Annotated in this window: 14 protein-coding genes; 4 read left to right on the plus strand and 10 right to left on the minus strand. The window is 54.8% G+C overall.

Translation table 11 applies throughout. From position 1 onward, the window contains the following. Positions 1 to 70: 70 nt before the first annotated feature. Positions 71 to 1,084, minus strand: a complete 1,014-nt coding sequence (locus OGY09_RS12190) for a LacI family DNA-binding transcriptional regulator (RefSeq protein WP_032944737.1) — start codon at positions 1,082 to 1,084, stop codon at positions 71 to 73. 264 nt (positions 1,085 to 1,348) lie between these two features. On the opposite strand from OGY09_RS12190, the gene ascF reads away from it, so the two are divergent. From ascF to OGY09_RS12205, 3 genes are all read left to right on the plus strand, one after another. Next, complete coding sequence (gene ascF / locus OGY09_RS12195; protein ID WP_032944740.1) at positions 1,349 to 2,803, plus strand: PTS cellobiose/arbutin/salicin transporter subunit IIBC; 1,455 nt, start codon at positions 1,349 to 1,351, stop codon at positions 2,801 to 2,803. Positions 2,804 to 2,825: 22 nt separating this feature from the next. Then, entirely contained in the window at positions 2,826 to 4,250 is a 1,425-nt protein-coding gene (locus OGY09_RS12200; protein ID WP_032945485.1) for a 6-phospho-beta-glucosidase, read from the plus strand. A 172-nt stretch (positions 4,251 to 4,422) separates the two neighbouring features. Next, positions 4,423 to 4,662 carry a SymE family type I addiction module toxin gene (locus tag OGY09_RS12205; protein ID WP_008785630.1) on the plus strand — a complete coding sequence of 80 codons (240 nt, stop codon included), beginning with the start codon at positions 4,423 to 4,425 and terminating at the stop codon, positions 4,660 to 4,662. Positions 4,663 to 4,718: 56 nt separating this feature from the next. Here the strand turns inward: OGY09_RS12205 and hycI are convergent, their stop codons facing one another. From hycI to hycA, 9 genes are all read right to left on the minus strand, one after another. After that, complete coding sequence (gene hycI, locus OGY09_RS12210; RefSeq protein WP_003037382.1) at positions 4,719 to 5,189, minus strand: hydrogenase maturation peptidase HycI; 471 nt, start codon at positions 5,187 to 5,189, stop codon at positions 4,719 to 4,721. Then, the gene (locus OGY09_RS12215) at positions 5,182 to 5,592 is read right to left on the minus strand and encodes a formate hydrogenlyase maturation HycH family protein (RefSeq protein WP_003037385.1); all 411 of its coding nucleotides are present in this window, start codon (positions 5,590 to 5,592) and stop codon (positions 5,182 to 5,184) included. The genes hycI and OGY09_RS12215 overlap by 8 nt, the downstream gene beginning before the upstream one ends. After that, positions 5,589 to 6,356 (minus strand): formate hydrogenlyase subunit HycG, encoded by a 768-nt coding sequence (gene hycG, locus OGY09_RS12220; protein WP_003037388.1) that lies wholly within the window; start codon positions 6,354 to 6,356, stop codon positions 5,589 to 5,591. Before hycG ends, OGY09_RS12215 begins: the two co-directional genes overlap by 4 nt. Further along, the gene (locus OGY09_RS12225; RefSeq protein ID WP_032944742.1) at positions 6,356 to 6,898 is read right to left on the minus strand and encodes a formate hydrogenlyase complex iron-sulfur subunit; all 543 of its coding nucleotides are present in this window, start codon (positions 6,896 to 6,898) and stop codon (positions 6,356 to 6,358) included. Before OGY09_RS12225 ends, hycG begins: the two co-directional genes overlap by 1 nt. Before the next feature lie 9 nt (positions 6,899 to 6,907). Further along, the gene (gene hycE / locus OGY09_RS12230; RefSeq protein WP_032944744.1) at positions 6,908 to 8,617 is read right to left on the minus strand and encodes a formate hydrogenlyase subunit HycE; all 1,710 of its coding nucleotides are present in this window, start codon (positions 8,615 to 8,617) and stop codon (positions 6,908 to 6,910) included. Between the two features lie 17 nt (positions 8,618 to 8,634). Next, positions 8,635 to 9,558 (minus strand): respiratory chain complex I subunit 1 family protein, encoded by a 924-nt coding sequence (locus OGY09_RS12235; protein ID WP_003825914.1) that lies wholly within the window; start codon positions 9,556 to 9,558, stop codon positions 8,635 to 8,637. A 2-nt stretch (positions 9,559 to 9,560) separates the two neighbouring features. Then, the gene (hycC, locus tag OGY09_RS12240; RefSeq protein ID WP_003825912.1) at positions 9,561 to 11,387 is read right to left on the minus strand and encodes a formate hydrogenlyase subunit 3; all 1,827 of its coding nucleotides are present in this window, start codon (positions 11,385 to 11,387) and stop codon (positions 9,561 to 9,563) included. After that, entirely contained in the window at positions 11,384 to 11,995 is a 612-nt protein-coding gene (gene hycB / locus OGY09_RS12245) for a formate hydrogenlyase subunit HycB (RefSeq protein ID WP_003825909.1), read from the minus strand. Before hycB ends, hycC begins: the two co-directional genes overlap by 4 nt. A 143-nt stretch (positions 11,996 to 12,138) precedes the next feature. Then, on the minus strand, positions 12,139 to 12,597 hold the full coding sequence (hycA, locus tag OGY09_RS12250; protein ID WP_008785633.1) for a formate hydrogenlyase regulator HycA: 459 nt from the start codon (positions 12,595 to 12,597) through the stop codon (positions 12,139 to 12,141). Between the two features lie 198 nt (positions 12,598 to 12,795). On the opposite strand from hycA, the gene hypA reads away from it, so the two are divergent. Further along, complete coding sequence (hypA, locus tag OGY09_RS12255; RefSeq protein ID WP_008785634.1) at positions 12,796 to 13,167, plus strand: hydrogenase maturation nickel metallochaperone HypA; 372 nt, start codon at positions 12,796 to 12,798, stop codon at positions 13,165 to 13,167. Positions 13,168 to 13,233 lie beyond the last annotated feature (66 nt).

Genomic DNA, 13,233 nt, shown 5'->3' on the forward strand with positions numbered 1-13,233 from the left:
AGGAATTTTATTCTGAAGAACGCAAGAAGGGCGTGTCATCGTCACTAGTGACGATGACAAATGACAGCCGTCAGCGCGAAACGGGCGGCGCAACTGAGTCGCGCGCAATGAGTTCACCGGTGAAGGTCTTTGACGGCGTAAACGCCCCGTCACCTAGCATAAAGATCAGGCGCCCAATCGTTTCCTGAATCATTTCTGTTACCGGAATTTTAACGCTGGAAAGCGCCGGAATAGTGTATGGCGCGAGGGCGATATCATCAAAGCCAATCACCGACATCTGTGCGGGAACGCTCACACCATGCTCGTGCAACTGCTTCATCGCGCCGATCGCCATATCGTCATTGCTGGCCACCAATGCGGTAAAATTGACCTTGCGCGAAAGCAAAGTATCCACACCCGCTGCGCCGCAGGCTGGCGTCCATTTCCCTTTAACAATCAGATCATTATTTAGCGCGATCCCATGATGTGCCAGCGCGTCTTTATAGCCTGAAAGTCGCTCCACGCCGGTTGGCGAATCCATCGAGCCGGTAATAAAACCAATCTCTTTATGCCCGGCGGCAATGAGCTGAGTAACGGCGTTAAAGCTGGTCTGCTTTTGATCGCACCATACGCTGTGGCTACTGTTTTTCCGCAGGCGTCGATTAAGCACCATAATCGGCTGGCTGTGGGCATCGATGATGTCATCTATCTCATCCACGCTGAGAAAACGCGGATAAATCATAATCGCGTCACAGCGCAGGTCGAGCAGGTACTGGATCGCCTGGCGCTCTTCCTCAGCGCTATGCTTACCGTCAGCCAGTAACAGCTGGCGCCCTTTATCTTCCGCCATCCGCGCGGTATGAAACAGCAGTTCGCTGAAATAGACGCCGTGATAAAGGGTGTTTGTTACCACCAGACCCAGTGTCTGCGTGGTTTTCGCCGCGAGACTGCGCGCCAGCAAATTTGGGCGGTAACCACTCTCTTCAATAGCCTGAAACACCCGGTCTTTGGTTTCCTGGCTGACATAGCCGTTTCCGGAAAGCACCCGGGAAACCGTCGCTTTCGACACTCCGGCACGCTTCGCCACCTCCAGCATCGTGGTCATATTACTCATCCATTTTATCTCGATGTGACGCAGTGTACTGCACCGTTTTGCCGCTGTCCTTGCTGCTAAATCGCAGACGCTGACATCTGGTGATCGGAGTCACAATTACAAAAATTGTTCAAAATTAAATCTTGATCAGTTAATGTAATTTAAACATGATTTTGTGGAACCGGTTTCCTATCTGCGTTTCATCAACCCAGAAAAGCGACCCACGTAAACGGATAAAAAATAACGTACTCTACTGATAAAACAGGATTAAATCCGATGTCCAAGAATTATGCAGCGCTGGCGCGCTCCGTTGTGACGGCTCTGGGAGGCGTCGACAACATCACAGCAGTGACCCACTGTATGACCCGTTTGCGTTTCGTTATCAAAGATGACTCGCAGGTCGACAGCGCGACGCTGAAAACCCTCACTGGCGTGCTCGGCGTGGTGCGCAACGAGAACCAGTGCCAAGTGATTATCGGCAACACCGTTTCGCAGGCGTATCGTGAAGTGGTCAGCCTGTTGCCTGCCAACATGCAGCCTGCTGAGCCGCAAATCAAACCCCGACTGACGCTGAAGCGGATTGGCGCTGGGATCCTTGATGCGCTGATCGGCACAATGTCGCCGTTGATCCCGGCGATTATCGGCGGATCAATGCTCAAGCTGCTGGCGATGGTTCTGGAAATGACCGGCGTGCTGGTGAAAGGATCGTCCACGCTCACCATTCTGACCGTCATTGGCGACGGTGCATTCTTCTTCCTGCCGCTGATGGTCGCCGCGTCGGCCGCTATCAAATTCAAAACCAACATGTCGCTGGCTATCGCCATCGCGGGCGTACTGGTGCATCCCAGCTTTATCGACCTGATGGCGAAGGCCGCGCAGGGTGAGCACGTTGAGTTTGCCCTGATCCCAGTGACGGCGGTGAAATACACCTACACGGTGATCCCGGCGCTGGTCATGACCTGGTGCTTGTCATACATCGAACGTTGGGTCGATCGTATAACTCCGGCGGTGACCAAAAACTTCCTCAAACCGATGCTGATCGTGCTGATCGCCGCCCCGCTCGCCATCGTCATCATTGGCCCGATCGGTATCTGGATCGGTAGCGCGATTTCAGCGCTGGTCTATACCATCCACGGCTATCTCGGCTGGCTGTCAGTGGCCATTATGGGCGCGCTGTGGCCGCTGCTGGTAATGACCGGTATGCACCGTGTCTTTACGCCAACCATTATTCAGACCATTGCCGAAACCGGAAAAGAAGGCATGGTGATGCCATCGGAAATTGGCGCCAATTTGTCGTTAGGTGGTTCATCGCTGGCAGTGGCATGGAAAACCAAAAACCCGGAGCTGCGCCAGACGGCGTTAGCGGCCGCCGCCTCAGCCATCATGGCGGGCATTTCCGAACCCGCGCTATATGGCGTGGCAATCCGCTTGAAACGTCCGCTGATTGCGAGCCTTATCAGCGGTTTTATCTGCGGTGCTGTTGCTGGAATGGCCGGGCTTGCAAGCCACTCCATGGCGGCTCCAGGTCTGTTCACCAGCGTCCAGTTTTTCGATCCGGCCAATCCGATGACCATCGTTTGGGTATTTGGCGTGATGGCACTGGCGGTAGTGCTTTCTTTTGTACTAACGCTGATTCTCGGCTTTGAAGATATTCCTGTCGAAGATGCAGCCGCGCAGGCCAGAAAAAACCAGGCCGCACAACCGGGCAATATCAATGGAGCCAGCATTTGACTGGTATGAACTGAGGTTAATTATGTCTGTTTTTCCGCAAGGATTTTTATGGGGCGGCGCACTGGCCGCCAACCAGTCTGAAGGGGCATACCGGGAAGGCGGCAAAGGGCTGACTACCGTCGATATGATCCCCCACGGCACACACCGCATGCCCGTCAAACTGGGTCAGGAAAAGCGCTTTACGCTGCGGGATGACGAATTTTATCCCAGCCATCAGGCGATCGACTTTTATCATCGCTATAAAGAAGATATCGCGCTGATGGCGGAAATGGGGTTTACGGTTTTTCGTACTTCCATTGCCTGGAGCCGCCTCTACCCTAACGGCGACGAGCTGACGCCGAATGAAGACGGAATCGCGTTTTATCGGGCCGTGTTTGCCGAGTGTAAAAAATACGGTATTGAGCCATTAGTCACGCTGTGTCACTTCGATGTGCCTATGCATCTGGTCACCGAGTACGGCTCCTGGCGTAACCGCAAAATGGTGGAGTTCTTTACCCGCTACGCCCGTACCTGCTTCGAGGCCTTTGACGGTCTGGTGAAGTACTGGCTGACGTTCAACGAAATCAACATTATGCTGCACAGCCCCTTTTCAGGCGCCGGGCTGGTATTTGAAGAAGGTGAAAATCAGGATCAGGTGAAATATCAGTCCGCTCACCACGAACTGATAGCCAGCGCCCTGGCGACTAAAATAGCCCATGAAATTAATCCGCAAAACCAGGTCGGTTGTATGCTGGCTGGCGGTAATTTTTATCCTTACTCGTGTAAGCCGGAAGATGTGTGGACCGCACTGGAAAAAGACCGTGAAAACCTGTTCTTTATTGATGTGCAGGCGCGCGGGGCCTACCCGGCTTACTCTGCCCGCGTGTTTCGCGAAAAAGGCGTGGTAATCGAAAAAGCCCCGGAAGACGACGACATCCTGAAAAACACCGTCGATTTCGTCTCGTTCAGCTATTACGCATCGCGCTGCGCCTCCGCTGAAATGAACACGGGCAATACCAGCGCCGCCAACGTGGTGAAGTCGCTGCGTAATCCGTACATTGCCGCCAGTGAATGGGGCTGGGGAATCGATCCGCTCGGCCTGCGCATCACCATGAATATGATGTATGACCGCTACCAGAAGCCGCTGTTTCTGGTGGAAAACGGGCTGGGAGCGAAAGATGAAATCGATGCTAACGGTGAGATCAATGACGACTATCGCATCAGCTATTTACGCGAACATATTCGCGCCATGGCAGACGCGATTGAAGATGGCGTGCCGCTGATGGGTTACACCACCTGGGGCTGTATCGATCTGGTTTCTGCCTCAACCGGTGAGATGAGCAAACGCTACGGTTTTGTATATGTGGACCGCGATGACGCGGGCAACGGCACGCTGGCACGTACACGCAAGAAATCATTCTGGTGGTACAAAAAAGTCATCGCCAGTAACGGTGCCGATCTGGCATGACGGATCTGCCGGAGGGGGTTACAGCCTTCCGGCAGAAGTACATATTTTCATTTCATTTATTACATTCCGGATTTGGAATCGTCCTTCCAGTTTCAGGTTTGCCCTCCCCCTTTTTTACTGGCATTTTATTCAGTAGTTTTTAATCCTGGCCGTTCACCACAAGGAAGCGTGCATGTTTGATAAAAAGGGCAAAACAGCGGTGGCAATCACCAAACCGGTACGTCGCTTGAAAGTCAGCTATGTCAGAAAACGCCATGAAGATCCAAAAACGGGTTATACGCGACGAATCAGTCGTCACGCCTCACTCACGCTGAACGGCGACTGGCTGGAACAAGCGGGATTCCCTACCGGTACGGCAGTGAATGTATCAGTGATGCAGGGGAAATTAATTATTGAGCAGGCAATTGAATGACGAGGATACACTGGGAAAACAGGCCGGATGTCGTTCACATCCGGCACTGATACGGTTTACTCTTCTGGTGCTTCCAGCTCGGAGAATCCACCGTGTCCTTCCCAACCGGCTAATCGCTGATAGACGGTATCAACCGCATCTTTGATCGGCTGTGTCATCGGGTAGTAAAAACCGACGATGTCCGGTTGAATGCCGAGGAAAATCACCTCACCAACATCGTCTTTCAGCTGATCTACCAGGTAGTTCAGCGGCATGTTGTGGGTGGTCATCATGAACATCTCGGCAATGTCATCAGGATCGATAATGCGGATTTCACCGGGGTTCAGCCCCATATCGGTGGCATCAACAATCAACAAACGTTGCGGACGCAGTTCACGGATGGCGACAATATCGTTCTCCGGCGCGCTACCGCCGTCGATGACAACCCAGTTGCCTTGAGGATTTGCAGCACACATTTCAGCCAGCAGCGGGCCCGCGCCGTCATCGCCCATCATGCTGTTACCCACACATAATAAAACGTCAGTCACGGTGTCTCCTCACCATCAGATAGATGGCGCTTTCCTGGTGTATGTCGTGCAGCATGCTAAGCATCAGCTTGCTCCACTCCTGCTGCTGCGGGGTCTGCACGGCACGCGCATCATCGAACGCGCGCGCCAGCATTTGTACATGGTTGAAATCGATAACGATCTCGCCGTATTTCGGCACGCCTTCCATTTTCCGGCGGGCTTCGCTTCCCTCAGCAAGGGTAGCAATCCATGCCAAATATTCGTCCCATGGACAAGTTAACGCCGCTTCCAGGCAATCGATGATCCCAAGGTGGTGACCAATCGCCAGGCTGTAATAGACAACCTGCTGCGCCTCAGCGGGCGTCGCATCGTTCTCATCAATAAACTTACGGCTCAGTTGACTGAACACCACCGTTTCACTCATCGGATACGCGCCTCTTCGACAACATGGTTAAGATGCGTGACGATCTCGGTCAGACGCGGATCGTTTTCCGCTTCCAGCCAGCGCGCCACCTGATGCTCGCCCTGCCCTAACTGCGTCATATAGTCATCAGCAATCTGGCGACCATAGCGGTATCCCGCCAGACGGCGAGCCTCGCGATCCACCTTCACGCGCAGCGGCTGAACCATGTCCGGATGCAGAATTTCCGCCGGCTGTTCGTCCAGTTCACCCGGCGCACGCGCGTGAATTTTTTGCTCCAGCAGACCCAGCGCCATGGCAAAACCATACAGCGTTGCCGCAGGCGTCGGCGGACAACCTGGAATATACACGTCCACCGGTACGATTTTGTCCGTGCCGCCCCATACGCAATATAAGTCGTGGAAGATACCGCCGCTGTTACCGCAGGCACCGTAAGAGATACAAATTTTCGGATCTGGCGCAGACTGCCAGGCACGCAGCGCCGGAGAGCGCATGGCACGGGTTACCGCGCCGGTAAACAGCAGAATATCCGCATGGCGCGGTGACGGTACGACTTTGATGCCAAAACGTTCGGCATCAAACAGCGGAGAAAGCGTAGCAAAGATTTCGATTTCGCAACCGTTGCAGCCGCCGCAGTCCACGCGGTAAACGTACGCTGAACGCTTGATGCTTTTCAGCAGCGACGCTTTCATGCTGGCAATGGATTCATCCACCGTCATCGGTACCGGAATACCGTTGGCGTCACGTGGGCCTAATAAATTGCTCATCAGCTGGCCTCTTTCATATGGCGAGTCAGTTCAATACGGTCAGACGGCACCAGGCATTTCTGGCGCTTACAGTCCGGGCAGGTCTCAAAGCTTTCACGGTGGTTTTCCGCGCGGGTATCACCGTTGTGCTTAAGCAGCGCAATGGCGTAATCAATCTCTTTTTGCACCGCAAACGGACGGTTACATACGCGGCAATTGCACAGCGCAAAACGAGACTGCTGCAGGAAATCATCTTTCTTCCACACCGCCAGCTCATACTCCTGCGACAGCTTGATTGCCGCTGTCGGGCAGACTTCTTCGCAGCGGGCGCAGAAAATGCAGCGCCCAAGGTTGAACTGCCACGCCAGCTCATTGGTGACCAGATCGGTTTCTACCGTCAGCGCGTTCGACGGGCACGCGTTCACACAGGCCGCACAGCCGATGCACTGCTGCGGATTATGTTCCGGTTTGCCACGGAAGTTTTTATCGACCGCAATCGGCTCCAGCGGATACGACGACGTCGGTGCCCCGGTTTTGATGACTTTTTTGATAAAGGTAAACATGGCGATTCCTTATTTCAGCGGCGAGTTTTTACGCTCGATGCTGTAGCGCTCAAGTTCTTTGTACGGCACGACTTTGCTCTTCTTCTTACGCACATCAACCACGGTCATACGGTCAGTACAGGAGTAGCAAGGGTCGAGGCTACCGATAATCAGCGGGGCATCGGAAACGGTGTTGCCACGCAGCATATAGCGCAGCGTCGGCCAGTTGGCGTAAGTCGCCGCACGGCAGCGCCAGCGATACAGTTTCTGGTTGTCGCCGGTCATGCTCCAGTGGATGTCATCTCCACGCGGCGCTTCAGCAAAGCCCAGTGCGAAACGGTGAGGAATATAGGTAAAGCCTTCCACCATCAGCGGGCCGCCCGGCAGGTTATCCAGACCAAAGTCGATCATATTCAGCGCGGTGTAGACTTCATTAATACGGACTTTCAGGCGAGAAATAACGTCGCAGCCCTGCTCGCTGTGAACTTCCATCGGCAGCAGACCATAGCCGACAAACGGGTGATCGGCGCGGGTGTCACGCGCGTGGCCGCTGGCGCGAACCATCGGGCCGACGTTACTGAAGTCACGGGCAATTTCCGGCTCAAGACGACCAATACCAACGGTACGCTGTTCCATGTTCGGCGTGCTGAGCAGCATATCGACCAGTTCCTGCACGTCACGACGCATCTGCTGCACCAGTTGACGGGTCTGGATCATATCTTCTTTCAGCAGATCACGACGGATACCGCCGATCAGGTTCAGACCGTAGGTTTTACGTGCCCCGGTGAGGATCTCAGCCATCTTCATCGACGTTTCACGTACGCGGAAGAACTGCATAAAGCCGGAGTCAAAACCGGTGAAGTGACAGGCCAGGCCGAGGTTGAGCAGGTGCGAGTGCAGACGCTCAACTTCCAGCAGAATAGCGCGGATCATCTGCGCACGTTCCGGCACCACGATGCCCATCGCATTCTCAACGGAGGTGGTATAAGCGGTGCTATGCGCAAAGCCGCAGATGCCGCACACGCGATCTGACAGGAACGTCACTTCGTTGTAACCCATGCGGGTTTCCGCCAGTTTCTCCATGCCGCGGTGGACATAGAACAGACGGTAATCGGCGTCGATAATGTTCTCGCCGTCAACGAACAGGCGGAAGTGACCGGGTTCATCGGAGGTGACGTGCAACGGGCCAATCGGCACCACGTTATTTTTCTTGTCGCCCAGTTCGTTGATGAACTCGTAGGTTTCAGCATCGGTAGTCGGTGCCGGGCGCTGACGATAATCCATGCTGTCTTTACGCAGCGGATAGAGTTCGTCCGGCCAGTCATCCGGTAACACCAGACGGCGCTCATCCGGTAAACCAACCGGAATCAAACCGTACATGTCGCGCACTTCACGCTCGCCCCAGACCGCTGCTGGAACGCGCGGCGTGACGGACGGGAACTCCAGTTTATTGGCATCGACTTCAACGCGGACGGTTATCCAGCACTTGGTGCCCTGCTCCATCGACATCACGTAATAAACGGCGTAATGACCGCACAGCTGACGTTCGTCGTTACCAAACAGCACGGATAACCAGCCGCCCTGTTTGTAGTACAGGAACTCCACCACTTCCGGCAGGTAGTTCACCTTGACGGTGATCGTCAGCTGATCTTTGGTCTGCCAGGCTTCATCCAGCACCACGCCCGGAAAGGCCTGGTGCAGCGCAGCGAGATATTGTTGACCTAATTTTTCTTCAGACATGCTCAAACTCTCTTAAATCACGCCACCAGCAAGGAGACGAACGCTAAAAACGCAAACCCAAAACCGGCCCAGGTCACGCGTGAAGTGGCGCAAAAACGCAGACGCGCCATGCTGTTTTCGAACAGGGCGATGACCAGCACGCCGAGGACCAGCTTGACGACGGCAATCACCAGCGCCAGCAGCAGTCCACCGGCGGTGAAGGTTTCCATCTGTCCCCACGGCAGGAACACGCCAACGAACATTTGCAGAACGACCAGCTGTTTGAGGCTAATGCCCCACTTCAGCACGGCAAAACCGCTGCCGCTGTATTCAGTCAATGGACCTTCCTGCAGCTCCTGCTCTGCTTCCGCCAGATCGAACGGCAGTTTGCCCATTTCGATAAAGGTGGCGAAAGCACAGGCGCACAGTGCCAGAATCAGCGGGATGCTGCGCGCAGCAGGCCAGTGGTAAATGGTATCGGCGATATTGCTGATATGGGTTGAACCCGCAACCTGTGCCGCTACCCAAAGCCCCAGCAGCAGGATAGGTTCAACCAGCACGCCGAGCATCGCTTCACGGCTGGCGCCAATGGCGGTAAACGGGCTACCGGTATCCAGTCCCGCGATAGAGAAGAAGAAACGGGCGATGGCGAACAGGTAAATTAAGGTGATCAGATCGCCCAGTTGTGGCAGCGGCGAGCCAACGGTCACTACCGGCAACGCAGTGGCGATAGTCAGCATCACGCCCACCATCACAAACGGCGTCAGGCGGAAAACCCAGCTGGAATCCGCAGGCGCAATGCTCTGACGGCCCAGCAGTTTGATAATGTCGCGGTATTCCTGCAAAACGCCCGGACCGCGGCGATTGTGCAAACGCGCACGCGCCACGCGGGTAACACCGGACAGCAGCGGCGCAACGGCAAACAGCACCAGCGCCTGAATTAACGGATATAAAACACTCATTCTCAGGCTCCTCGTGAAACCACAATCACCACCAGCACCGCCAGCTCAATCAGCGCCAGGCGACGGAACAGCACCGGTGCAGCCGCATTCTGCCAGCCCGGAACCAGTGATACCGGGTTCAGCCATTTACGCAGTTTGAGTACCGGGGCAAAGGCTTCTTTCACCGGCATAGCAAAACCGTGCGCGGTAATCACCATTGACTGCTCGTGATCGTAACCACACACCCATGCAGCACCGCGTGAACGCGACGGCAGACGGTTGCCTTTGAAAATGGCCATGATGATGAACGGCAGCAGCGGACACGCGATCAGCAGCAGCGTGATCATTGGCTGAGAAACGGTGGTGTTCGCGGTTTCCAACGGCAGCGGAACGGCAGAGGAGATCATCGGCAGCAGCCACGGCGCAGCAACGCCGCCAATCACGCAGCAGATAGCCAGCGCGACGACGCTCACTCCCATCAGGATTGGCGCGCAGCAGGCATTTTCAGCTTCCTTCGTGCGCGGTGCGCCAAGGAACGTAACGCCATAGACTTTCGCCATACACATCACCGCCAGCGCGCCGGTAATTGCCAGCCCTACCGCCAGCAACGGTCCTAACAGGCTACCGACAAACGCGCCGCTGTTGCCAAGCTTAAAGAAGGATTGGTAGATAACCCACTCACCGGCAAAACCGTTCAGCGGCGGCAGTGCGGCCATCGCCATCAGACCAACCAGCATCGCCAGCGAGATAACCGGCATACGTTTACCGATACCGCCCAGTTTTTCGATATCACGATGACCGGTACGGAACCAGATGCTGCCAGCCCCCAGGAACAGAACGCTTTTGAACAGGCTGTGGTTTACCAGGTGGTACAGACCGCCGGTCAAACCCAGCGCGATCAGCGCCGGTTGATTCAGGGAAATTCCGGTCACGCCAGCGCCCAGACCCAGCAGAATAATGCCGATGTTTTCCAGCGTGTGGTACGCCAGCAGGCGCTGGATATTGTGTTCCATCAGCGCATACAGACCACCAACAAACGCGGTGATCATGCCCAGCACCAGCAGCGTAATCCCCCACCACAGCGGCGCGTTACCGCCCAGCAGCGACAGGGAGAGAATACCCAGCAGACCAACCTTCATGACGACGGTAGAGAACAGCGCCGCAGCCGGTGCGCTGGCATTGGCGTGTGCCTGTGGCACCCAACCGTGCAGCGGAATAATCCCGGCCAGCAGGCCAAAACCTGCCACGCCCAGCAGCCAGATGTCAGACCCGAGCGGCAGCTCCTGGGTGCGCAGGTCTAGCAGACGCAGCTCCAGTGTGCCGTAACGTTGCCACACCAGGTAGCAGGCGACCGCCAGCAGCAGCGTACCAATACGCCCCAGTGCAAACCACAGTTTGCCTTCTTTACTGCATCCGGTAAGGAACACGGCACACAGCGCCATGATTTCCGCCATCACCACCAGCGTACCGAGGTTGCTGGCAACCACCGCACATACCGCCGCGGCCATCAGCAGATTCACCAGCAGGCCGTTAGCTTTCACCTGCGGATGACGATGCCAGTCAATGTTGTACAGGCTGACAAACAGGCCGCACAGGCCCAGTGTAATCAGCCAGATAGCATTAAGCGGAGTAATTTGCAGACTGTGACCAATAAACGGCATCACGCCGCTCACTGCCAGCGCATTAGTCAGAACGGTAAAACCCGCGGCTGCCGTACACAGGCTGCCGACTGCACCGCCAACCCCAGCAATCCAGCCGCTCAGCGATTTATGAAATGAAAACAGAAATGCCAGAACCGCAGCCGCTGTAAACCAGGCTACGCCGCTGTTAATCAGTGAAATTGCGCTCATTTTGCATCCCCACTCTGAGCCTGCTGAAACAAGGTGAGATCGCCGAAATCGGTATTGAAAGTCAGCTCTCGCTTACGTTTGCTGGCGCGGGCGATATCCATGTTGCTCACCAGATGCAGGGCTTTGGTCGGACACATGCGCACGCAGGCAGGACCTTGCTCGTCAAAACTACACAGATCGCATTTCACCGCGATGGCACGAACGCCAGGAACCCAGTCCAACAGCGAACTCACGCGAGCAGGCGCTGGCGGAGCCGGAGGCGCTTTTGGCGTATTGGCGTTTGCCGGAATGTGTAGCGGACGGCTACCGGAAAACTCTATCGCGCCAAACGGACAAGCGATCCCGCACAGTTTGCAGCTTACGCACAGGCTTTCGTTCAGCTGTACGGCGCCATCAACGCGGTTAATGGCATTAACCGGACACACGGTGGCGCAAGGCGCATCTTCACACTGGTGGCAAAGCTGCGGCGCGGATTCTTTTTCATTTAACATCACTTTCAGGCGCGGCATTGACTGCAGGCCATGCTGGCGATGTGTCTCTGAGCAGGCGGCTTCACAGGTGTGGCAGCCAATACAAAGAGTGGAGTCAGCAATTACAAAACGATTCACCAGGCATTCCTCAGGTGATAGTCATTTTTGACGAAAACATGTCTACCAAATGTCATTTCGACATTTTTCGACATGCCCATTCCCTAAAACGTCGTGACGCAGTATGTAGACCGCACCATGACAAAGTGGGCAGCACCCGAGGCTTAAGCCGGGCTATGTCCCTCAACCAGCTGGCTTAAATTCACCGGCATATTGTTCTCAACCGCGGTGTACAGGCTGTCGTAGACGGTGGCGATTTTTTCGAGATAGTGCTCCAGCACCTGCTCGCGATCGCGGTTGCTAATACGCTCATCGACCTTACCGTCGATAGTCAATTCTGCCTGTGCAATCAGCTGCTTATCATCACCGTCTTTCGTTTCGACGTAGTATTCGATGGTATGGCTGTTAAAGCCGTCCGCCAGCGTGACGTAGATAGTGAAGTGTTCAAAAAGGACGAAGCAGAGATCCTTGTCCGGTGCGCAGCTCATCGCATGATGCAAACGCGCTTTTGACAGGGTGATCCCCTGAACCAGCGAGTTGCAGTAAATACGCCACTGGTCCTGTAGGCGACGATGCCGTTCAGCGATGTAATCGGCTTTTTCGCTTATTTCCCAAATAGTCATGTCAGGTTACCCGTTTAGCAGAGATGAACAGCCTTAAGCACATTTCATGCCAAAATTAAATCACTTAATTTTCATATAGATAAAAAATCAAAGGCGGGTGACGACATGTCATTTCGTCATCGTCGTCATTGTCACGAATGAAAAAATTCAACCTGGCATGCTTATTGCTTTTAATACGGCAACTTCACAGGAGGCGGTATGCACGAAATAACCCTCTGCCAACGGGCACTGGAATTGATTGAACAACAGGCCACGCAACACGGTGCTAAGCGAGTAACTGGGGTCTGGCTCAAAATTGGCGCATTTTCTTGCGTAGAAACCAGCGCTCTCTCCTTTTGTTTTGATCTGGTATGCCGCGGGACCCTTGCAGAAGGTTGTAAACTCCACCTCGAAGAACAAGAAGCCGAATGTTGGTGCGAATCTTGTCAGCAATACGTCACGTTACTGACGCAACGCGTGCGCCGATGCCCGCAATGCAACAGCGATATGCTGAGAATTGTGGCCGATGACGGCTTACAGATTCGACGTATTGAAATAGATGAAACTCCAGCGCCTGATGGCGACGCTTAAGCGTCTTATCCAGCCTACAGAAACAGCTCGTTTGTAGGCCGGATAAGGCAACGCAGCCATCCGGCA

The sequence above is a fragment of the Citrobacter sp. Cpo071 genome, assembly GCF_030332765.1.
GTDB classification, from domain to species: Bacteria; Pseudomonadota; Gammaproteobacteria; order Enterobacterales; family Enterobacteriaceae; genus Citrobacter; species Citrobacter portucalensis.